The following is a 19,559-nucleotide window of genomic DNA, read 5'->3' as shown; positions in this document are numbered from 1 at the left end:
TCCGTGGCGGTCGACGAGACGCTCCAGGGCCCAGAGATGGCCGACCTCGAAGACCTCGAACTCCGGCACGATCTCGCGCTCCTGGGCCGCAACGTAGAGCTCGGACATGAAGGGCATCGGGTTGTTGAAGATGTCGTCACCGAAATTGACGGTGCCGCACGTCAGTGAGCACGAGTCCGGGGCGGCGTCGAGGACGGCCAGGCGCGCGGCATACCCGTCGTGGACCGAGCCCCCCGTCGAGAGTTGGACGACGAGGTCGGTGGCCTCCCGCACGCCCGCGACGGCCTCACGGAGCAGGCCGAGATCGAGGGTGGGTCGGTGCTCGGCGTCGCGGCGGTGAATGTGGATGAGCGCGGCGCCTGCTGCCTCGCACCGGACGGCGGTCTCGACGAGTTCCTCGGTGGTGGTCGGCAACTGCGGCAGGTCGCCCTTGAGGTGCTCGGCCCCGGTGGGGGCAACGGTGATGAGGGTGCCGGTCGACGGGCGGAGGGTCATGACTCCATGGTGCCAGACAAGGCAGACCGTGCGTGAAGATCCTTCGGTGCTCAGGCGCTCACGACGACGGTCTGTGCCGCAGCAACCCCGCCCGCGACAAGATCGACGTCTATCGGGGTGTTGCGCTTGATGACCGCCAGCCCGATCGGACCGTCCTCCCAGTGTCGCGCCACCGACGTCAGGCGCCCCACCTCACGGTCACCGGCCACGACCGGGGACCCGGCCTCCGGCAGCGCGTGCCCCGAGCCGTCGAGGTGTAGCAGGACGAGCCGACGTGGCGGTCGTCCGAGGTTGTGCACCCGAGCGATCGTCTCCTGACCGCGATAGCAGCCCTTGTGCAGGTGCACGGCCGAGCGCAACCAGTCCACCTCGTGCGCGATCGTGCGGTGATCGGTTTCGAACCCCAACCGCGGCTCCCACGCGTGGATGCGCAACGCCTCGGCGGCCCAGGTGCCGGCGAGCGGCCGGTCCCCGACCGTGGCGGCCAACTCACCGCGCGCGACGATGAGCTCGCGCCAGGCACGGTCGCCGCCCGGATGCTCTTCGATCGGGCCATAGGCCGCATACGGTTCCCGCCCGCGGGCGGGGGCAGGAACCAGGCCCTCCCCCGGCCACGGGTCGACCCAAGCCAGCGGCTCCGCGGGGACGGACTCGGCGCGAATCGGCTCGCCGAGCACGGCATACCGATCGCTGACATCCTCCACCGTCACGCGCAGCATGAACTGCATGGAGCGCAGCCACCCGATGAGCGTTGGCGCCGTGCCCGGCTCGACGGTGATCCACGTCGTCTCCCCGTCGTCGACGATGTGCAGGTCGTGCTCCACGTGACCCTTGGGCGTCAGCACCAGGCTCTGGCGGCTGGTCCGGGGCGGCAGGCCGGCCAGGTCCTGCGTCGTCATCGAGTGCAGCCAGGTCAGGCGGTCCGGCCCCGTGATCGTGACGACACCGCGGTGGGAGAGATCCACGCAGGCCAGGCCCTCGGCGAGCAGGCGCTGCTCACGCATCGGGTCGCCATAGTGCGCCGGGACACCGGCATCCACGCCGGAGCCGTCGACGGCTCCGGGGCGGGTGAGGTCGGTCATCCGTCCACTCTAGGCCGGGGCCGGTTGAGGCAGTCGGCAGGTGAGGCAGTGGGCAGGTGAGGCAGTGGGCATGCTCAGGTCGCCCCCAGAAATCCTGCCTACACTGCTGGGGTGTCCGACCTGATGCACGAATTGGCCGCTGACGCCGACGCCGAGACTCCCCCCGCCCGGGCCTCGCGTCGCCGCAGCGAGCGTTCGCGTGGCCGCCGGTGGGGGCTGCGCATCCTCGCAGTCTTCCTCGGGCTCGTCTTCCTCGTCGTTGCCCTGCTCGGCGGCTTCGCGCTCTTCCTGAACCACAAGGTCGACAGCAACGTCAAGCGCGAGGCACTCCTGCCCTCCCAGGCCGGCGCGGCATCGCCGTCGACGCCCGAGGAACTCAGCGCCCAGGCCCTGATCGCGCAGAGCAAGGGCACGAACGTGCTGCTCGTCGGTTCGGACGCCCGCCCTGGGGACACCTTCAGCCGCTCCGACGTCATGGTTCTGGTCCACATCCCCGAGGACAAGTCCAAGGTCTATCTGATCCACTTCCCCCGAGACCTGTGGGTGAGCATCCCGGGTCACGGCCAGGCCAAGCTCAACGCCTCCTACGCCTTCGGGGGCGCGCCGCTGCTGGTGCAGTCGATGCAGAACCTCATCGGTGTCCGCATCGACCACGTGGTCAAGACCGACTTCAACGGTTTCGAGGCCATGACCGATGCGGTAGGTGGTGTCACCGTCTATGCGGAGGAGGCCAGCGGCGCCACGGGCAACGGGGGTGTCGACATCAAGCAGGGCTGGAACACCCTCAACGGCAAGCAGGCACTGGTCTTCGTGCGCGAGCGTTACCAGCTCAGCGAGGGTGACATCTCCCGTGGAAAGCGCCAGATGGCCTTCGTCAAGGCCCTGCTCATGAAGACCATCTCCCCCGAGGTCATCACCAACCCGGGCAAGATCGCCCAGTTCACCGATGCCGCGACGAAGAACCTCATCGTCGACGAGACGATGACCACGGACTACATGCGCAGCGAGGCCTTCGCCCTGCGCAACGTCCGCGGCGGCGACGTCGTCTTCATCACCGCGCCCTTCACCGGTTTCGGGTGGTCCAGTGACGGACAGTCGATCGATGTCGTCGACCAACCGGGCATGCAGGCCCTCGGGGATGCGATCCGCCAGGACCGACTGGGCGATTACAACCGCACGTCCGTCATCCCCTGAGTGACCCTCGCGGCGCGTGGGTCATTCGACGCGCTTGAGCTCCGCGGAGACGTGCGACTGCAGCGGCTGGCCCATCGCCGCCATGTCCATGACCCACATCAGGTTGGAGTTGACCAGCCCGTAGAGCCGGTGGGCGGCGGTGTACTCCTTGGCCGCAGGGGACCGCATGACCCCGTCGGTGCGCACCTCGACCTTCGCGGGCTCGGCCTTCCCGGCATACATCTCGACGAACCCCGTCGGGTGGGCGAGCAGGAATTCGACGTTCGTGCCGTCCGGCTGAGCCTCCAGGGGGCGCCAGAAGCCGAGTTCGGTCGCCAGCGGCCGCACCTTCTGCCCGTCCTCGTCGAGCAGCCAGGTGTGACTGTGCCACTCCAAGAAGGGCCGGCCGTCGTGGGAACAGACGATCTCCTGCCCGAACTGCTTGGACTCGATCGTCGGATAGCCGACGACGCCGGCTCCCTCCCAACGGCCGATCAACCAGGCGAGGGGCGCGAGGGCGGGGGGCAGGTCGGTGTCAAGGGTGAAGACCACACCCCGATCGTATGCCGCGCGCTCACCTATGGTGGCTGCCATGGCTTCTCGACTGGTCGTCAAGGTCACCCACGGGCCCGAGGCCCTCGAGCGCCTCAACCAGGCCATCACCGTGGCGGCCACAGCGGTCGCGTCCGGTGTCGAGGTCTCGCTCTGGCTCACCGGGGATGCAGTGTGGCTGGCCGTGCCCGGCCGGGCCGAACAGTTGACCCTGCCGCACGCCGCCGCGCTGGCCGACCTGCGTGACGGCCTCCTCAAAGGCGCCTCGGTCACCGTGTGCGGTCAGTGCGCCGCGCGGCGTGAGCTGGCCCCCGAGGACCTCTTCGGGCAGGTGACCATCCGTGGTGCCGCAGCGTTCGTCGAGGAGGTCATGGCCGAGGGCACCCGGTCGTTGGTCTACTGACGGCAACTCCGCAGGATCAGTGCGGAGCGCGCGAGCAGACGCGCCCGGCCTCAGCGGGACAGTCCGCCTCAGCGGGACAGGACGAGGGTGGCGACCTGGGTGAGGGCACCCACGGACAGCACGCTCGCGCAGGCCGCCGCGAACACACCCGCGAGCGTGTGCGACGCGGGCTCGCCCGCGACAACCGTGCGCACGGCATACGACAGGGCACCGACGAACATGCCGAGCAGGAGCGCCACGCCCCACGTGAGACCGCCGAGGGCGGACGCTGCCCCGAGCGCCGCCAGGGCGCCCAGCACCATGGCGACCGGCACCAGCCAACTACGGTCGCGCAGACGGGTCGCGAGCGGGTCGGCGAGGGCGGCGGCGCCCACGGCAGCCATCGAGATGGTGATGAGTTCGGTGCCGTGGCGATGCAGCGCCGTGCCGACCAGTCCGGCCCCGATGCCGATGACGGCGACGGCCGTCGCCGTGGCGATGACCTCGAGGGTCAGGTCGGTCCGCCCGTCGCTGCGCAGCAATTGCAGGAGGAAGGTCACGACGATGCCGATCGCCAGGGCGACCGGCACCAGACGCAGGCGGGGATCGTCCTCGACCGTGACCACCGCTGCCGCCACGAGAAGGCCGGTGAGGACCACGACGAAGGAGAGCCGCCAACCGGAGGAGAGTGCGGCCACCTGTGGCCAGCCCCAGGCGATACCCGCGGCGGCCCAGACGAGCAGCCCCGCCACGAAGAGCGGTCCGGCGTGGACGGCAAGGACGGCGAGACCCGCGATCGCGAGGACGGCCAGGGCTCGCACGAGGACGAGGGGGCCGGACAGGTCCTCACGGGTGGTCGTGTCGCGATCGCGTCGTCGCTGGGCGCGGGTCAGCGACGGCTGCTCCACATCGGTCATCGTCGCATCATCCCCCGGCGAAGGGAGGAAGGACCTCCAGGGTGCTGCCGGCGTCGAGTTCGGCGTCGTCGCCGACCACAAGACCGTCCGCGAGCAGGCTGGACACCTCCAGGACGGGGGCGAGGTCGGGTTGCCAGGCGAGGAGCTCGGCACGGACGCACTTGACCGTGCCGACCGGCATCGAGACCCGGTCGGTGCCTGCCGCGGCGCGCGCTCCCGCCCAGAAGCGCACGGTCAGGGTTCCCGGGTCTCCCGGTCTCACCCCTACTCGCATCGCCTCGCTCATCGATGCCACCACCTATCCTTGAGGGCCATGGCCCGCGTCCTGCTCCTGACGAACTCCCTGGCGCCCAGCGCCGAGGTGCTTCCGGCGCTGGGACTGCTCGCGCACCATGTTCGCATCCTCCCGGCCGAGGCGAGCGCACTCGTCGATGCACCCGACGTCGACCTCATCATTGTCGACGCCCGTCGCGAGCTCGCGGTCGCCAAGTCCTTGTGCCGCGTCATCGATGCGACCGGGCGCATCTCACCCCTGCTCGCCGTCGTCACCGAGGGCGGCCTGACCGCGTTGAGCGCCGACTGGGGCATCGACGACGTGCTCGTCGACTCGGCCGGACCCGCGGAGGTCGAGGCCCGCTTCCGTCTGGCCGTCGGGCGCCACACCCAGGTCGACGAGATCGACGGCAGTGGCGCGATCACGGCCGGAGCGCTCACCATCGACGAGGGCACCTACACCGTGCGCCTGCGCGGCAAGGCACTCGACCTCACCTACAAGGAGTTCGAGCTGCTGAAGTACCTCGCGCAGCACCCCGGTCGGGTCTTCACCCGGGCCCAACTCCTCCAGGAGGTCTGGGGCTACGACTACTTCGGCGGGACGCGGACGGTGGATGTCCATGTGCGTCGGCTGCGTGCCAAGCTCGGGACCGAACACGAGACCCTCATCGGCACGGTCCGCAACGTCGGGTACCGCTTCGTGCCCGAGGACGAGGAAGCGGAGGTTGGCGCCTCATGACCGACATCGACGTCGCAGCCGTGCTCGCCCTCGCGCAGGCCGCGCGACGCAACGACGGGGTCGCACCCCTCTCCGAGGCCTTCCTGCTCGACCTGCGCTCGCCGCATCCGCGCAGCACGCACCTGACCGCGCAGATCGACGGGGAACTCGTCGGCTACGGCCAGGTCGATCCGGCCGGCGCCACCGAACTCGTCGTCCACCCCGACCACCGGCATGCCGGCGTCGCCCGAGACCTGTGGAAGCGGGCCCTGGCCGCCGGTGCCACCTCCCTCTGGGCCCATGGTGGCCTGCCCGCGTCGGCCGCCTTTGCGAGCGGGCTGGGCCTGACCGCCGTGCGAGAACTGCATCGGATGGAGCGCCCGCTCGGCGAGGCAGACCTGACCGAGCCCGAGTTCCCGTCCGGCTTCACTCACCGAATCTTCGCGCCCGGGGTCGACGACCAGGCGTGGGTGGCCCTCAACGCCGCTGCCTTCGCCGGGCATCCAGAGCAGGGCCGGCTGACCCTGTCGGACCTCCACGAGCGGATGGCCGAGCCGTGGTTCGACGCCGAAGGGTTCTTCCTCGTCGAGGACGCCACCGACGCGGCCGCCGGCCCGATTGCCTTCCACTGGACCAAGGTGCCGCGCGACGGCTCGGGGAAGGGCGAGGTCTACGTCGTCGGGGTGCACCCGGCATACCAGGGACGGGGGTTGGCCCGCCCGCTCACCCGCCTCGGGACCCACCACCTGGCGAGCCTCGGTCTGCGCACCGTGGAGCTCTACGTCGACGGCGCCAACAGTTCGGCTCTGGCGACCTACCGGGGTGAGGGCTTCACCAGCGCCGCCGTCGACGTCATGTATGCCGCGGCGCCACCGCACGAGTGACCAAGGGCCCCACGCCTGCAACACTGGCGACCATGTCCAGCCAGCACGCCACCGAGGCACCTCTCGACGGGACGACCGGGGCGACCGATCGAGCCGCCGAGGCCGCCGCCGCCGCGATCGTCCCCGAGATCTCGCTCGTCAGCGCCTCCGCCGCCCCGACGCGAGCGGCCCGAGGTGCTGACGGCCGCTTCATGCGCGTCGTGGGCGCCGCCCCGGAGACCGAGGAGGACGGGCTCCCGAGCGACCGCTTCCTCGACCGCGAGATCTCGTGGCTGCAGTTCAACGAGCGCGTCCTGCAGTTGGCTGCCGACCCCACCATGCCGCTGCTGGAGCGGGCGCGATACCTGGCGATCTTCACCAGCAATCTCGACGAGTTCTTCATGGTCCGCGTCGCTGGTCTCAAGCGTCGGATCGCGACCGGCATCGCCGTGCGGAGCGCCTCTGGCCTGGAGCCACGCGAGGTGCTCGACCAGATCAGCTTCGTCGCGCACGAGCTCCTCGACATGCAGGCCAGGGTCTTCCACGAGCAGGTCCGCCCGGCGCTCGCCGAGGAAGGGATCACGGTCGTGCGGTGGGACGAGCTCGCCGACGAGGAGCAGGAGCGACTCGGGGAGATCTTCGGGCGTCAGATCTTCCCGGTGCTGACCCCTCTGGCCGTCGACCCGGCCCATCCCTTCCCCTACATCTCGGGCCTGTCGCTCAACCTCGCCGTCATCCTCGTCAACCCCAAGACCGGCAAAGAGCACTTCGCCCGGGTCAAGGTGCCACCACTGCTCCCCCGCTTGCTGCGCGTGGACGCGGGCACGGATGCGGCGGCCGAGATCTGGAATGCGCGCTTCGTGCCCCTCGAGGACGTGATCGCGGCCCACCTGGGTGAGCTCTTCCCGGGGATGGAGGTGCGGGAGCACTTCACCTTCCGGGTCACCCGCAACGAGGACGTCGAGGTCGAGGAGGACGACGCCGAGAACCTCCTCACCGCACTCGAGAAGGAGCTCACGAGAAGGCGATTCGGGCCGCCCGTGCGGTTGGAGGTCGATGACCAGATCGACGACCACGTCCTCGACCTGCTGGTCCGTGAACTCGGGGTCAGCACCAGCGAGGTCTATCGGCTCGACGCCCCTCTGGACCTGCGCGCCCTCAACCTCATCGCGGATCTCGAGCGCTCGGACCTGCACTTCCCCGCCTTCGTGGCCCGGACCAATGCCGATCTCGCCCCCACCGAGAGCGCCAAGGCGCGCGACCTCTTCGCCAGCATCCGCAAGCAGGACGTTCTGCTCCAGCACCCCTATGACTCGTTCTCGACGTCCGTCCAGGCCTTCATCGAGCAAGCGGCCGCAGATCCGCGCGTGCTCGCGATCAAGCAGACCCTCTATCGCACGAGCGGCGACAGCCCGATCATCGACGCCCTCATCGATGCCGCCGAGGCCGGCAAGCAGGTGTTGGCCGTCGTCGAGATCAAGGCGCGCTTCGATGAGCAGAACAACATCTCTTGGGCGCGCAAACTGGAACGCGCCGGCGTGCACGTCGTCTACGGCATCGTCGGCCTGAAGACCCACTGCAAGCTGGCACTCGTCGTGCGTCAGGAGGAGGAGGGCCTGCGGCGCTATTGCCACGTCGGCACTGGCAACTACAACCCCAAGACGGCCCGCCTCTATGAGGACTTCGGCCTGCTCACCGACGACGAGCAGGTGGGCGCGGACCTCTCCCGCTTGTTCAACCAGCTGTCCGGTCTGGCGCCGCGCAGCAAGTTCAAGCGGCTGCTCGTCGCCCCGCGCTCCGTGCGGCAGGGTCTGATCGATCGGATCGAGGCGCAGGTCGAGGCCGAGCGCCGGTCGCCCGGCGCGGGATACGTCGGGATGAAGGTGAACTCGATCGTCGACGAGGCCATGATCGACGCCCTCTACCGGGCCTCCCAGGCCGGAGTGCAGGTCGATCTGTGGGTGCGCGGCACCTGCGCCCTGCGGCCGGGGGTGCCGGGCCTGTCCGACCACATCACGGTGCACTCGGTGCTGGGCCGCTTCCTCGAGCACTCGCGCATCTTCCTCTTCGGGCGCGGCGAGGACACCGAAGCCTGGATCGGCAGCGCCGACATGATGCACCGTAACCTCGATCGACGGGTCGAGGCGTTGGTGCGCCTCGAGGACGCGGGCCAGATCGAGCAATTGGCGGCCACCATGGCGATGGGCATGAGCGGCACCTACTCGCACTTCGTCCTCGGTGGTGACGGGCGCTGGTCACGGCGCCACGTCGACGACGAGGGCAGCCCGCTGCCGGACCTGCAGAGCGCTCTCATCGAGTTCCACGCCAAGCGTCGGCGCAAGGCGCGCCGTCGGTGATCGGGGCGAACTGATGCCCTCCGCCATTCCCGCGGCCGGCACGATCCCGTGGCGCCTGCGCGACGGGCGGCTCGAAGTTGCCCTCGTCCACCGACCGCGCTACGGCGACTGGTCATGGCCCAAGGGCAAGGTGGATCCCGGTGAGGAGTGGCCGGTGGCCGCGGTGCGCGAGACGCGGGAGGAGACCGGTCTGACCGCACATCTGGGCATCCCGCTGCCGGACGCCACCTACATGGTCATGTCGCGCACCGGCACACCGGACGAGAAGCGGGTCCGCTATTGGGCAGCGACCGTCACGGGCTCCGCTGCTCGGCTGGCGCACGAGGTCGACGAAGTGGCCTGGCTCGGTGTCGACGAGGCGCACCACCGCCTCGACTACGCCCGCGACCGGGAGCAGTTGCTCGCGGTGACGCAGTCCCACGAGCACGGTGTGCTGCGGACCTGGCCACTGATCGTCGTGCGACATGCCAAGGCCGTCGCCCGTGCGGACTACGAGGGCGCCGATGACCAGCGACGACCGTTGGACGAGCGCGGTCGGGCCCGGGCCCGGGCCCTGATCCCGGTGCTCGCGGCATACGGCATCCGGCGGTTGGTGAGTTCGCCCTCGGTGCGTTGCGCCGACACCTTGGCCCCGTATGCCGCGGCCGCTCGGCTGCGGCTCCGGCCCAAGGAGGGCCTGTCGGAGGAGGGGTTCGCGACTCGACCGGAGGCTGCCTCCAGGCAGGTGGCCCGCTTGCTCGAGCGGGGGAACCCCGCCGCCATCTGCTCCCACGGGCCGGTACTGCCCGGGATCCTCACCACCTTGGCGACGCGGGTCACTCCTGACCTGACCGGTCGCGACGAGGTGGTGGCACTGCTCGAGGAGGCCGCCGCGGACAAAATGGTCAAGGGCGAGGCCCTCGTCTGCCATGTCGTGGGCACCGGGGCGCAGGCCGGCATCGTGGCCGCGGAGCGGCACCTGCCCTGACCTGAGCGGCACCGCACCCACCCAACGTCCGGCGCGTGGACGGCATACCAACCATCGCGGCGGACGCAAGGGTTGGACGCTGCCCTTGACCACCCGGACAGCCAAAATCCGGGCAGCGTTCATGCCACGTTCACCCGGCGCGGACCGATGCGTCACTCACCATCCCTAGCGTCAACGCAGTCGGACGACGCAGTCCGTCGCCTTCGGACACACCGTCCGTCCCTGACCCTTCCGTCTCCAACCCTTGAGGTAGCACTGTGAAGACCACCCGTCTGGCCCAGCTGGCCAGCCTTGCCGTCGTCGGTTCGATGGCCCTGGCCGCGTGCGGCTCCGACAACACCACCGGCAGCACCAGCGCGGAGGGCTCGAGCTCGTCCGCCTCTGCCAGCGAGAGCGCCGCCACCGAGTGCTTCAGCGGCACCCTCAACGCCGAGGGCTCCTCCGCCCAGAAGAACGCCATCGAGGAGGCCATCGCGTCCTACGGCGAGGCCTGCAAGGACGCCAAGCTCAACTACAACCCGACCGGTTCCGGCGCGGGCATCAAGCAGTTCATCGCGGGCCAGGTCGACTTCGCAGGCTCCGACTCGGCGCTCAAGACCGAGGGCAAGGATGGCGCCCAGTCCGAGGCAGTCGCGGCCGAGGCCTTCTGTGGCTCCCCCGCCTGGAACCTTCCGATGGTCACCGGCCCGATCGCGATCGCCTTCAACGTCAAGGGCGTCGACAAGCTGACGATCACCCCCGCCGTGGCTGCCGACATCTTCTCCGGCAAGATCACGACCTGGAACGACGCCAAGATCGCCGAGATCAACAAGGGCGTCACGCTGCCCGCGACCGCCATCAAGGTCTTCTTCCGCTCCGACGAGTCGGGCACGACCGAGAACTTCACCAAGTACCTCAAGGCCGCAGCCCCCGAGGGCTGGACCGCCGACGCCTCCAAGAAGTGGACCGGTGCCGGCGAGGGCAAGGAGAAGTCGGCCGGTGTCGCCGAGGGCGTGAAGTCCACCGACGGTGGCGTCACCTACGTCGAGTGGAGCTACGCCAAGGACAACAAGCTCGGGATCGCCTCGGTCGACAACGGCGCCGGCGCCGTCGAGCTGACCGGTGAGTCGGTCGGCAAGGCCGTTGCCGTCGCCGAGCAGGCCGGCACGGGCAACGACCTCGCGCTCAAGCTCGACTACGCCACCAAGGAGGCCGGGGCCTACCCGATCATCCTGGTGACCTACGAGATCGTCTGCAGCAAGAACAAGGACGCCGAGAAGGGCAAGAACATCAAGGCCTTCCTCAAGCACTTCGCCTCCACCGATGTGCAGAAGGGCCTCGAGGAGATCGGCTACGCGCCGCTCCCCAAGGAGGTCGAGGACAAGGTCCTGACCGCGATCGACGCGCTGTCCTGATCACCGCTTGACGAACCACGAGGGGGTGGGGCCGCGACCCGGCCCCACCCCCTCTCCCTTCGAGAGAAACGAAGCACCGCGTGTCGACGTCCATCACCGGTCACTCAGCGATCGACGACCTCCCGGACCCCGAGGGGCATGGCCCCCACGAGGGTGACCGCGCGAGCACGAGCCGCTGGGGCGATCGCCTCTTCGGTGGGGCGGCCAAGGCCTCGGGCTTGTTCGTCGTCCTGCTCGTCACCCTGGTCGGGCTCTTCCTGATCGTCCAGGCCGTGCCCTCGCTGCTCAACAACGAGGCGAACTTCCTGACCTCGACCGAGTGGGTCCCTTCCGGGGCCGAGCCGCGCTTCGGCATTGCCGCCCTGCTCTGGGCGACCGTGATCACCTCGGTCATCGCCATGCTGATCGCGGTCCCACTCGGGGTCGCTGTGGCACTCTTCATCACTGAGTACGCACCCTCGTGGCTGTCCAAGCCGGCCGCCGTGATCATCGACCTCCTCGCCGCCGTGCCGTCGATCGTCTTCGGCTTCTGGGGCCTGACCATCGCCGGCCAGTATTTCCAACCGGTCCAGGACTTCCTCGCCGGCACCTTCGGGTTCATCCCGTTCTTCAAGGACAGCGGCTTCAGCGCCAAGTCCACTCTGGCCTTCGCAGGAATCATCCTGGCCTTCATGATCCTGCCGATCATCACCGCCATCTCCCGCGAGGTCTTCAACCAGGTGCCCACCCCGCACAAGGAGGGCGCCCTGGCGCTGGGCGCCACCAAGTGGGAGATGATCCGCACTGCGGTCCTGCCCTTCGGCAAGCCCGGCGTCATCAGCGGCGCCATGCTCGGCCTGGGCCGCGCGCTCGGCGAGACCCTCGCCGTCATGATCCTGCTCTCGACGCTCAACCCGTCGGCACCGTGGTCCTTCTCGATCTTCAACGGTGGCGAGACCTTCGCCTCCAAGATCGCCCTCAACGCCGGTGAGTTCGACAGCCCGCAGAAGACCGGCGCCTACATCGCCGCCGGCCTCGTGCTCTTCATCCTCACCTTCATCGTCAACTCGATCGCCCGCGTGGTCATCAACCGCAGGAAGGCCTTCTCGGAATGAGCACCGTGACCCACGTGGGCGAGGAGTCCACCCGCGCCAAGGCCGTCACCCTCCCGGACATGGGTGGCAAGTCCAGCGGTCGGGCGATCAAGGACCAGGCCGCCCGGATCGTCATGTGGTCCGCCTTCGTCATCGCCTGTGTCCCGCTCGTCTGGATCCTCGTCAGCACCCTCCTCAAGGGCGGCCACATGCTCGCCTCGGTGGACTGGTGGACGCTGTCCCAGAACGGCATCACCGCCCGACGCGAGGGTGGCGGCGCCGCGCACGCCATCCAGGGGACGTTGATCCAGGGCGCCGTCACGGCCCTCATGTCGGTGCCGATCGGTGTCCTGACCGCGATCTATCTCGTCGAGTACGGTCGTGGCCGCTTCGCCAAGGCGGTCTCGTTCATGGTCGACATCCTCACCGGTGTCCCCTCGATCGTCGCCGCCCTCTTCATCTATGCCCTGTGGGTGACCACCTTCGGCTTCCAGCGCGTGCCCTTCGCGGTGACTCTGGCTCTCGTGCTGCTCATGATCCCGACGATCGTGCGTTCCACCGAGGAGATGCTCAAGCTCGTGCCGAACGAGCTGCGTGAGGCGTCCTACGCCCTGGGTGTGCCCAAGTGGAAGACCATCGTCAGCATCGTGCTGCCGACAGCCTTCTCCGGAATTGTCACCGGCGTCCTGCTCGGTCTCGCCCGCGTCATGGGTGAGACCGCACCGCTGATCATCCTTGGCCCCTACACCAAGTCCATGGCGAGCAACCTGTTCGACGGCCTCATGGGAACCCTGCCCACGATGATCAACCAGGACCGCACCGAAGCCCTGCAGCCGGCGGTCGACCGGGTCTGGGGCGCCGCCCTCACCCTCATCCTCATCGTCTTCGTCCTCAACCTGCTGGGCCGCTTCCTCGGCCGCTTCAGCAAGGTGAGCTGACTCCCTTCCCGCGACCCCACGGCATACGAAAGAAACGACAGACACATGGCCAAGCGCATTGACGTCAAGGACCTCGACATCTTCTACGGCGACTTCAAGGCCGTCGAGGGCGTCTCGATGACCGTGGAGCCCCGCTCGGTGACGGCCTTCATCGGCCCGTCCGGGTGTGGCAAGTCCACGGTGCTACGGACGCTCAACCGGATGCATGAGGTGATCCCCGGCGGACGGGTGGACGGCAAGGTTCTCCTCGACGACCAGGACCTCTACGCGAGGACCATGGACCCGGTCGACGTGCGCCGCACCGTCGGCATGGTCTTCCAGCGGCCCAACCCGTTCCCGACGATGTCGATCAAGGACAACGTCGCCGCGGGCCTGAAGCTCAACGGCGTCAAGAACAAGAAGCGCCTCGACGAGGTCGTGGAGAAGTCGCTCAAGGGTGCCAACCTCTGGAACGAGGTCAAGGACCGCCTCGACAAGCCCGGCGCCGGCCTCTCCGGTGGCCAGCAGCAGCGCCTGTGCATCGCCCGCGCCATCGCGGTCGAGCCGCAGGTGCTGCTCATGGATGAGCCGTGCTCTGCGCTCGACCCGATCTCGACGCTGGCCATCGAGGACCTGATCAACGAGCTGAAGAGCCAGTTCACGATCGTCATCGTCACGCACAACATGCAGCAGGCGGCTCGCGTCTCGGACCAGACCGCCTTCTTCAACCTCAAGGCCACCGGCCAGCCGGGCCGCCTGGTCGAGGTCGGGGACACGCAGAAGATCTTCAGCAACCCCGACGAGCAGGCGACCGAGGACTACATCAGCGGTCGCTTCGGCTGATCGGTTCTCGTTGGTCCTGGTTGGAACTGGACGGACCTGGCCCGGACCCGTCAGGCGAGGGCGAAGAGCCACGCCGAGGCGGCGGCCGCCAGGGCCGCGCCGGGGAGGGTGAGCAGCCACGCCGTGAGAATGTCCCGACCGACGTCCCAGCGCACCGCGCGTGAGTTGGTCGCCGTCCCGACTCCGATGATCCCCGACGTGATCGTGTAGGTCGTCGAGATCGGGGCCCGCAGAGCGGTGGCGATCGCGAGCGTGATGGCGGCAGCCGTCTCCGCGGCGAACCCCTGCGGCGGGGTGAGAGGGACGATCCGGGAGCCGAGGGTGCGCATGATCCGCCACCCACCGGCATACGTGCCGATCGACATGGCCAGCCCACTGAGCCCGACCACCCAGAGCGGGATGTCGGTGCCCTGGGAGGGGCGGTTGCCGGAGGCCATCAGAGCCAGGACGACCACGCCGGAGACCTTGGCCGCATCCTGCATGCCGTGCCCGAAGGCCATGGCGGCCGCCGAGACCGTCTGCGCCGAGCGGAAGCCGCGAGCGGACGAGGGCCGATCGCGATGACGGAAGATCCACGCGATCGCCGTCATCAGGGTCCAGCCGAGAGCAAGCCCGAGCAACGGGGACAGCAGCATCGGCGCGATGACGAGCTCGACGACCGGGGTCCAGCGCACATCGGCACCGGTGGCGACAGCAGCGCCGACGAGGCCACCGATCAGGGCATGCGACGAGGAGGACGGCAGGCCGCGCCACCAGGTGACCAAATTCCATCCGATGGCACCGACGAGGGCTCCGGCGACCGGGGCGAGACCCAGTCCCTCCGGCTCGAGGATCCCCTCCCCAACGGTCTCTGCCACCCGGGTGCCGAAGAAGGCGCCGACGAGGTTGGCGGCAGCGCCGAGGGCGAGCGCGATGCGTGGCGTCAGGGCACGCGTCGAGACGGAGGTGGCGATCGCGTTCGCCGCGTCGTGGAACCCGTTGGTGTAACCGAAGATCAGCGCCAGTGCCACGACGAGCACGAGGGGGAGGTCCACCGCTCAGGACTCCTTGACCGCGATGCCCTCGATCGTGTCGGCCACCGTCTCGAAGGCGTTGATGGCTGCCTCCAGGGCCTCGACGACGAGCAGCAGGCGCAGGGCCGTGATCGGGTCGGTGGCGTACTCCTCGAGGATCTCGACGGTGAGTTTGCGATGGGCCTTGTCGCCCATGTTCTCGAGGCGGTTGATCTCGATCCAGAAGTCTGCGAGGGACTCAGGAGAGCGCAGCCGGGGCATCGCCTCGACCGTCAGTTCGCTCATCCTCAGGATCGTGTCGACCTGGCGGCCGACGCGCGGCGGGAAGGTGGAGAGACGGTGCAGGCGGACCAGGTCGGCGGCGAGCTCGATCTGGTCGAGGCAGTTGTCCAGAGCGCGTGCGAGGGTGATCAGATCGGCCCGGTCGAAGGGCGTGAGGAAGGCAGCGGTGGCAGATCGGATGACCTCGTGAGTGGCCGCGTCACCAGCACCTTCGAGGTCGGCGATGGCCTTGGCGACCGCTTTGCGTTCGGCGTCGGAGGTGGCTCCGAGGAGGGCAGGGAGTTCACGGGCGGCCGCGAGCGTGTGCGCGGCCGTGCGACCGAGCAGGCCGTAGAAGGCCTCGTCACGTGGCACACGACGGAACACGAGGTGAACTCTTTCGCACGAGGACAGAACGCGACCAAGGCTACGGCCTGTGTGGCGTCCGTCGTCACGTCGGGTGAGGACGGGGCTCGTCTGCAGAATCCGGCGCATCCGCGTCCGGATCACCGGTGAGCCCGAGGGCGGCATCGAGCGCTTGGGCATCGAGCGGCTCGTGCGATTGCGCCGCGGCCGCCACCACGGCCCCGACCAGGTCGATCTCCATGGCCCGCTCGGGATCGTCGAGGTCGTGAGTGCCCATGAGTCACCGTAGGTGCACGCGTGTCCGGGATGGTGCCGAACGTGGATACGGCGTGGAAAATGGTCAGTGTGGGCCATCGCGACGTGGCCCACGAGGGACCAGACGTGGCCCACGAGGGACCAGCAGAAGGCGGGTGCCGGACCGGGAGCGCCTCACGGCGCGTGGCCGCTCGTAGCGGCTGATTTTGGGACCCGGGGCTGCCGCGGCCCGGCACCCACGCACGAGGCTAACCCGGAACCGTGCCTCTAGTCCAAGGCACCGGCGCGCCACAGGGCCGCAGCGGCGAGCAGATCCGACCCGGTGGTCTGGATAGCGGCGGCGTGCGCGGTGAGTTTGGAGGCCTGTGCTTCGTCCGCCTGATCGGTGTCATTGGCCACCTCGGCGCGACCTGCGGCCAGGACCATGCAGAAGGCGGCCGCTCGTTCGAGTGCGACCGCGAGGTCTCCGTCGAAGACGCCGGAGAGGATGCTGTCGATGGTGCGCACGAGCTCATCGGGAGTGGGCGGCTCGGCAATGCCTGCCACGGCGTGGGCGACGTCGGTGAAACGGATGCCCGCGGCATACTCCATCGAGGACTGAACCGGGTTGCGCCGCACCATCTCTCGCAACGCATAGAGGCGCCAGAGGGCACCGGGCAGGCTGCGTCCCGGCCGACCCGACCAGAGTTCGGCGACCGTGTCGAGGCCGAGGTCGTCGACGAGGGTGACGAGGCGGGCCGTGACCTCGGGGTCATGCGCGGCCCGACCGGCGCCCAGGAGCACCGCGGCGCTCTGGTGGGCGACCTCGGTGAGTTCGGCGGGTCCGGGGCTCGTGCCCCCGTGCGCCTCCAGGTCCTCGGGCCCGAAGGACAAGGGGCGCCTGGGCACATTGCGTCCTTCCTGAGTCATCGGGCCAGTTTCGCAGGTGATCGCCATCGACAGCACGCAGGTCGGACAGGCAATCGCCCGCGCCCGGCTGGCGCTCGACACCTGGCCACCCGCTGGTGTGCCTCGGGTATGCCGCCGCTGGGCCGCTGCCGGTCCGGACGCCCGGGCCGTTAACCTTGGGGCCGCGACTGGCGCCGCTCACGGCGCGGCTGCCGGTCCGGGGCCTCTAGCTCAATGGCAGAGCTGCGGACTTTTAATCCGTAGGTTGTCGGTTCGAGTCCGACGGGGCCCACTGCGCATCACTGCAGGTCAGACGGTGTTTCAGTCGAGAACAGAGGTGTCTCGTGAAGCCCAGAATGGCCAAAGTGGTGCAATTGGCGGTGCAATTGAGCGACTCAGAGGGTCGCAGGGAGTCGCACGGCCTCCCCTCGTCTCAGGACGTCTCATCGACCCGAGACGCGTGCAGCGGTGATCCCCGACGGGTGCCGTGTTCGCTTCCGGATGGTGTGTCCGAGATGAGCGGTTCCGACATCCGCGCGATAGCGGAGCGGATCGACCAGCGCCTTGCTGCCATGGCTGAGCACGAAGCCGCCATTCGCGCTGACGTCGACACGTTGGCTTCGTTGACCCTCGCCGGCGAGGGCGGCCACCTCCTCGATATCTCCGCCGCCGCGACTGGCTCGGCGTATCTCGCGCGACCATGTTCCGTCTGATCCGCAACGACCCAGCGCTCAGACGGGTCAAGCTGGGCAAGCGGACCCCTGGCTACTTCGACACCAATGTCGCCTCCAACGGCGGGACCGAATCAGTGAACGGGCTCATCGAGCTCCACCGCCGCGTCGACCGCGGCTTCCGCAACCGCGAGAACTACCGCCTGCGGATGCTCCTCATCGGCGGCGGACTCGACCCATCACCCCACACTCATCGGTGAAGAGCCGCCAATCCGAGGAGCGATCAGCCAGCAAGTCAACGCGGTCACCCAGGCGTCCCGCGCCCTCGGTGCGGCAATTGGAGCCGTCGCAACGACGGGCCGGCCTCCACGCGCAGAGGCTGATCGTAGTGCGGTGCCCGAGGGGGGCCGGCCGCCTGGCGGTGAGAGTCGCGCGCGCACCATGGAGCGCGCGGCGCCCGTCCGCTGCCGTGCCGCTGACCCCCAACTGGTTCATCAGCCGAATCGCTTTCCTAGATCCTGGCACCACAGCGCTGCCTTAAGCCCGGAGTTCTCGGTATCGCCTACTCAACTGAGCGACCGGGTCGGCATCCCCGCTTATCGCACACTCGACCAGCATCTGGGGGGACATTCCTCGGCGGGCGCTTAGGCGACCCCGGACAGGTCAGTTGGAGCGACACGACTCCAACGTGCGCCCTGGGGTATCCGGTCAGAGCGCATCAGGAGACGAGCTCGACGTCGCGGGCGGCGACTTCGTCGCCCGCCGCGAAATCGAGGCTGCCGGTCAGCTTGCCCGCGGCGCGCAGGTCGGTCTCCGCCGCCCGCACGTGCGCGAGCGCGGCATCCGGCCCGACGAGGGTCATCGAGGGCACCTCGGCGCGCATGCCGACCTTGGCCTCGGACTTGGCCTTGCGCACGGCGGCCAGTGCCGACCCGACGGCGGTGAGCAGGGCGGCGTCACCACCGGCGGGCACCTCGTCGACGGTCGGCCACGCGGCGCGGTGCACTGAGCCCTCGTGGGTCCAGGACCAGACCTCCTCAGTGACGTAGGGGAGGATCGGCGCGAGCAGCCGCAACACGACGTCGAGCGAGATCCGAAGCGTCGCACGGGCACTCGCGGCCGCGGCGTCTCCCTGGGCGCCGTACGCGCGGTCCTTGACCAGCTCGAGGTAGTCGTCGCAGAACGCCCAGAACCACTGCTCAGTGACTTCGAGGGCGCGGCTGAAGTCCCACCCCTCGAAGCCGGCGGTGGCCTTGACGACGACGTCGCGCAGCCCGGCCAGGAGCGACAGGTCGAGCGGCTGGGTCACCAGGGACGCGGGCTCGCCGTCGACGTCGCCGAACGACAGGGCGAACTTGCTCGCGTTGAGCACCTTGATGGCCAGGCGCCGGCCGACCTTGATCTGGCCGGTGTCGTACGCGGCGTCGGTGCCCAGTCGACCGCTCGCGGCCCAGTAGCGCACGGCATCCGCGCTGTGCTCCTTGAGCAGGTCCTCCGGGGTCACGACGTTGCCGCGCGACTTGCTCATCTTCTTGCGGTCGGGGTCGAGGATCCAGCCGCTGATCGCGGCGTGGGTCCACGGCACCGTGCCGAACTCGAAGTGCGAGCGCACCACGGTCGAGAACAGCCAGGTTCGGATGATGTCGTGGCCCTGGGGACGGACGTCCATCGGAAAGACCTTCTCGAACAGCGGGTCGGTGCCCGTGCCCGCGGCGTCGCGCCAGCCGCCCGCGATCTGTGGCGAGAGCGAGGACGTGGCCCAGGTGTCGAAGATGTCGGCGTCGCCGACGAAGCCGCCGGGCTCGCCGCGCTGGCTCTCGGTGAAGCCGGCCGGCGGGTTGGCGGCCGGGTCGACGGGCAGGTCGGCCTCGGCCGGCACCAGCGGGTTCGCGTAGTCGGGCTCGCCGTCGGCATCGACCGGGTACCAGACCGGGATCGGCACCCCGAAGAAGCGCTGGCGCGAGACCAGCCAGTCGCCGTTGAGGCCGCCGACCCAGTTGGCGTAGCGCGAGCGCATGAACGAGGGGTGGAAGTCGATCTCCTCGCCGCGGGCGATGAGCGCGGCGTTCAGGTCGGCGTCGCGGCCACCGTTGCGGATG

The 19,559-nt window shown here is 69.1% G+C and carries 21 protein-coding genes, 1 tRNA gene and 1 pseudogene; 13 read left to right on the top strand and 10 right to left on the bottom strand.

Features of this window, described 5'->3' with window-relative positions; translation table 11 throughout:
• Both BN10_RS13500 and ygfZ read right to left on the bottom strand, forming a co-directional pair.
• A partial coding sequence (locus BN10_RS13500; RefSeq protein ID WP_040751922.1) for a BKACE family enzyme occupies nt 1-495 on the bottom strand: 495 nt, incomplete at its 3' end.
• 50 nt (nt 496-545) lie between these two features.
• Nucleotides 546-1,577, bottom strand: coding sequence for a CAF17-like 4Fe-4S cluster assembly/insertion protein YgfZ (ygfZ, locus tag BN10_RS13495; protein WP_010851816.1), 1,032 nt, complete (start codon nt 1,575-1,577; stop codon nt 546-548).
• Nucleotides 1,578-1,688: 111 nt separating this feature from the next.
• On the opposite strand from ygfZ, the gene BN10_RS13490 reads away from it, so the two are divergent.
• Nucleotides 1,689-2,771, top strand: coding sequence for an LCP family protein (locus tag BN10_RS13490; RefSeq protein WP_010851815.1), 1,083 nt, complete (start codon nt 1,689-1,691; stop codon nt 2,769-2,771).
• A 21-nt stretch (nt 2,772-2,792) separates the two neighbouring features.
• On the opposite strand, the gene BN10_RS13485 is transcribed toward BN10_RS13490, so the two are convergent.
• On the bottom strand, nt 2,793-3,302 hold the full coding sequence (locus BN10_RS13485; protein ID WP_010851814.1) for an FABP family protein: 510 nt from the start codon (nt 3,300-3,302) through the stop codon (nt 2,793-2,795).
• A 40-nt stretch (nt 3,303-3,342) separates the two neighbouring features.
• On the opposite strand from BN10_RS13485, the gene BN10_RS13480 reads away from it, so the two are divergent.
• Nucleotides 3,343-3,705, top strand: a complete 363-nt coding sequence (locus tag BN10_RS13480; RefSeq protein WP_010851813.1) for a DsrE family protein — start codon at nt 3,343-3,345, stop codon at nt 3,703-3,705.
• A 68-nt stretch (nt 3,706-3,773) separates the two neighbouring features.
• Here BN10_RS13480 and BN10_RS13475 read toward each other — a convergent pair whose 3' ends face one another.
• Both BN10_RS13475 and BN10_RS13470 read right to left on the bottom strand, forming a co-directional pair.
• Entirely contained in the window at nt 3,774-4,601 is an 828-nt protein-coding gene (locus tag BN10_RS13475) for a hypothetical protein (RefSeq protein WP_010851812.1), read from the bottom strand.
• A gap of 7 nt (nt 4,602-4,608) precedes the next feature.
• The gene (locus BN10_RS13470; RefSeq protein ID WP_010851811.1) at nt 4,609-4,887 is read right to left on the bottom strand and encodes a MoaD/ThiS family protein; all 279 of its coding nucleotides are present in this window, start codon (nt 4,885-4,887) and stop codon (nt 4,609-4,611) included.
• A gap of 27 nt (nt 4,888-4,914) precedes the next feature.
• Here BN10_RS13470 and BN10_RS13465 point away from each other — a divergent pair, with 27 nt between their 5' ends.
• The 8 genes from BN10_RS13465 to pstB all read left to right on the top strand — a co-directional run bounded on the left by BN10_RS13465 (nt 4,915) and on the right by pstB (nt 14,006).
• Nucleotides 4,915-5,613, top strand: a complete 699-nt coding sequence (locus BN10_RS13465) for a winged helix-turn-helix transcriptional regulator (protein ID WP_010851810.1) — start codon at nt 4,915-4,917, stop codon at nt 5,611-5,613.
• Nucleotides 5,610-6,476 carry a mycothiol synthase gene (gene mshD, locus BN10_RS13460; protein ID WP_010851809.1) on the top strand — a complete coding sequence of 289 codons (867 nt, stop codon included), beginning with the start codon at nt 5,610-5,612 and terminating at the stop codon, nt 6,474-6,476. Before BN10_RS13465 ends, mshD begins: the two co-directional genes overlap by 4 nt.
• Nucleotides 6,477-6,508: 32 nt before the next feature.
• Nucleotides 6,509-8,812: an RNA degradosome polyphosphate kinase gene (locus tag BN10_RS13455; RefSeq protein WP_010851808.1), complete on the top strand. Its 2,304-nt coding sequence runs from the start codon at nt 6,509-6,511 to the stop codon at nt 8,810-8,812.
• 13 nt (nt 8,813-8,825) lie between these two features.
• A complete protein-coding gene (locus tag BN10_RS13450; RefSeq protein WP_010851807.1) occupies nt 8,826-9,779 on the top strand; it encodes an NUDIX hydrolase in 954 nt (317 codons plus the stop codon).
• A gap of 257 nt (nt 9,780-10,036) precedes the next feature.
• Nucleotides 10,037-11,173 carry a phosphate ABC transporter substrate-binding protein PstS gene (gene pstS, locus BN10_RS13445; RefSeq protein WP_010851806.1) on the top strand — a complete coding sequence of 379 codons (1,137 nt, stop codon included), beginning with the start codon at nt 10,037-10,039 and terminating at the stop codon, nt 11,171-11,173.
• A gap of 80 nt (nt 11,174-11,253) precedes the next feature.
• Nucleotides 11,254-12,267, top strand: coding sequence for a phosphate ABC transporter permease subunit PstC (pstC, locus tag BN10_RS13440; protein WP_010851805.1), 1,014 nt, complete (start codon nt 11,254-11,256; stop codon nt 12,265-12,267).
• Nucleotides 12,264-13,184 carry a phosphate ABC transporter permease PstA gene (gene pstA, locus BN10_RS13435; protein WP_010851804.1) on the top strand — a complete coding sequence of 307 codons (921 nt, stop codon included), beginning with the start codon at nt 12,264-12,266 and terminating at the stop codon, nt 13,182-13,184. Before pstC ends, pstA begins: the two co-directional genes overlap by 4 nt.
• A 45-nt stretch (nt 13,185-13,229) precedes the next feature.
• A complete protein-coding gene (gene pstB, locus BN10_RS13430) occupies nt 13,230-14,006 on the top strand; it encodes a phosphate ABC transporter ATP-binding protein PstB (RefSeq protein WP_010851803.1) in 777 nt (258 codons plus the stop codon).
• Nucleotides 14,007-14,056: 50 nt separating this feature from the next.
• Here pstB and BN10_RS13425 read toward each other — a convergent pair whose 3' ends face one another.
• The 4 genes from BN10_RS13425 to BN10_RS13410 form a co-directional block, all read right to left on the bottom strand.
• Complete coding sequence (locus tag BN10_RS13425; RefSeq protein ID WP_010851802.1) at nt 14,057-15,040, bottom strand: inorganic phosphate transporter; 984 nt, start codon at nt 15,038-15,040, stop codon at nt 14,057-14,059.
• A gap of 3 nt (nt 15,041-15,043) precedes the next feature.
• Entirely contained in the window at nt 15,044-15,667 is a 624-nt protein-coding gene (locus tag BN10_RS13420; protein WP_010851801.1) for a DUF47 domain-containing protein, read from the bottom strand.
• Nucleotides 15,668-15,731: 64 nt separating this feature from the next.
• Nucleotides 15,732-15,923 (bottom strand): hypothetical protein, encoded by a 192-nt coding sequence (locus BN10_RS13415; RefSeq protein WP_010851800.1) that lies wholly within the window; start codon nt 15,921-15,923, stop codon nt 15,732-15,734.
• Nucleotides 15,924-16,168: 245 nt separating this feature from the next.
• Nucleotides 16,169-16,810 carry a hypothetical protein gene (locus tag BN10_RS13410; protein ID WP_040751890.1) on the bottom strand — a complete coding sequence of 214 codons (642 nt, stop codon included), beginning with the start codon at nt 16,808-16,810 and terminating at the stop codon, nt 16,169-16,171.
• A 199-nt stretch (nt 16,811-17,009) separates the two neighbouring features.
• On the opposite strand from BN10_RS13410, the gene BN10_RS13405 reads away from it, so the two are divergent.
• The 3 genes and pseudogenes from BN10_RS13405 to BN10_RS13395 all read left to right on the top strand — a co-directional run.
• A tRNA-Lys gene (locus BN10_RS13405) sits at nt 17,010-17,081 on the top strand.
• A 223-nt stretch (nt 17,082-17,304) separates the two neighbouring features.
• Nucleotides 17,305-17,502 (top strand): hypothetical protein, encoded by a 198-nt coding sequence (locus tag BN10_RS16970; RefSeq protein ID WP_156917241.1) that lies wholly within the window; start codon nt 17,305-17,307, stop codon nt 17,500-17,502.
• Nucleotides 17,503-17,555: 53 nt separating this feature from the next.
• Nucleotides 17,556-17,720, top strand: a pseudogene (locus BN10_RS13395) (transposase); the annotation flags it as partial.
• A 458-nt stretch (nt 17,721-18,178) separates the two neighbouring features.
• Here the strand turns inward: BN10_RS13395 and BN10_RS13390 are convergent.
• The coding region (locus BN10_RS13390) for a class I tRNA ligase family protein (RefSeq protein ID WP_040751886.1) at nt 18,179-19,559 on the bottom strand (1,381 nt) is incomplete at its 5' end.

Origin of the sequence: Phycicoccus elongatus Lp2, assembly GCF_000367525.1 — a bacterium.
In the GTDB taxonomy this organism is placed as follows: domain Bacteria; phylum Actinomycetota; class Actinomycetes; order Actinomycetales; family Dermatophilaceae; genus Phycicoccus_A; species Phycicoccus_A elongatus.
The sequence above is the reverse complement of the archived record's forward strand: the minus strand, read 5'-3'. Positions and strand labels throughout refer to the sequence as shown.

Excerpts from the sequence above, each read along its gene's own strand:
- mshD (WP_010851809.1), top strand. The coding sequence starts at position 5,610 with ATGACCGACATCGACGTCGCAGCCGTGCTCGCCCTCGCGCAGGCCGCG.
- ygfZ (WP_010851816.1), bottom strand. The coding sequence starts at position 1,577 with ATGACCGACCTCACCCGCCCCGGAGCCGTCGACGGCTCCGGCGTGGAT.
- BN10_RS13450 (WP_010851807.1), top strand. The coding sequence starts at position 8,826 with ATGCCCTCCGCCATTCCCGCGGCCGGCACGATCCCGTGGCGCCTGCGC.
- BN10_RS13470 (WP_010851811.1), bottom strand. The coding sequence starts at position 4,887 with ATGAGCGAGGCGATGCGAGTAGGGGTGAGACCGGGAGACCCGGGAACC.
- BN10_RS13475 (WP_010851812.1), bottom strand. The coding sequence starts at position 4,601 with ATGACCGATGTGGAGCAGCCGTCGCTGACCCGCGCCCAGCGACGACGC.
- pstA (WP_010851804.1), top strand. The coding sequence starts at position 12,264 with ATGAGCACCGTGACCCACGTGGGCGAGGAGTCCACCCGCGCCAAGGCC.
- BN10_RS13415 (WP_010851800.1), bottom strand. The coding sequence starts at position 15,923 with ATGGGCACTCACGACCTCGACGATCCCGAGCGGGCCATGGAGATCGAC.
- BN10_RS16970 (WP_156917241.1), top strand. The coding sequence starts at position 17,305 with ATGAGCGGTTCCGACATCCGCGCGATAGCGGAGCGGATCGACCAGCGC.
- pstB (WP_010851803.1), top strand. The coding sequence starts at position 13,230 with ATGGCCAAGCGCATTGACGTCAAGGACCTCGACATCTTCTACGGCGAC.
- BN10_RS13480 (WP_010851813.1), top strand. The coding sequence starts at position 3,343 with ATGGCTTCTCGACTGGTCGTCAAGGTCACCCACGGGCCCGAGGCCCTC.
- BN10_RS13410 (WP_040751890.1), bottom strand. The coding sequence starts at position 16,810 with ATGACTCAGGAAGGACGCAATGTGCCCAGGCGCCCCTTGTCCTTCGGG.
- BN10_RS13455 (WP_010851808.1), top strand. The coding sequence starts at position 6,509 with ATGTCCAGCCAGCACGCCACCGAGGCACCTCTCGACGGGACGACCGGG.
- BN10_RS13465 (WP_010851810.1), top strand. The coding sequence starts at position 4,915 with ATGGCCCGCGTCCTGCTCCTGACGAACTCCCTGGCGCCCAGCGCCGAG.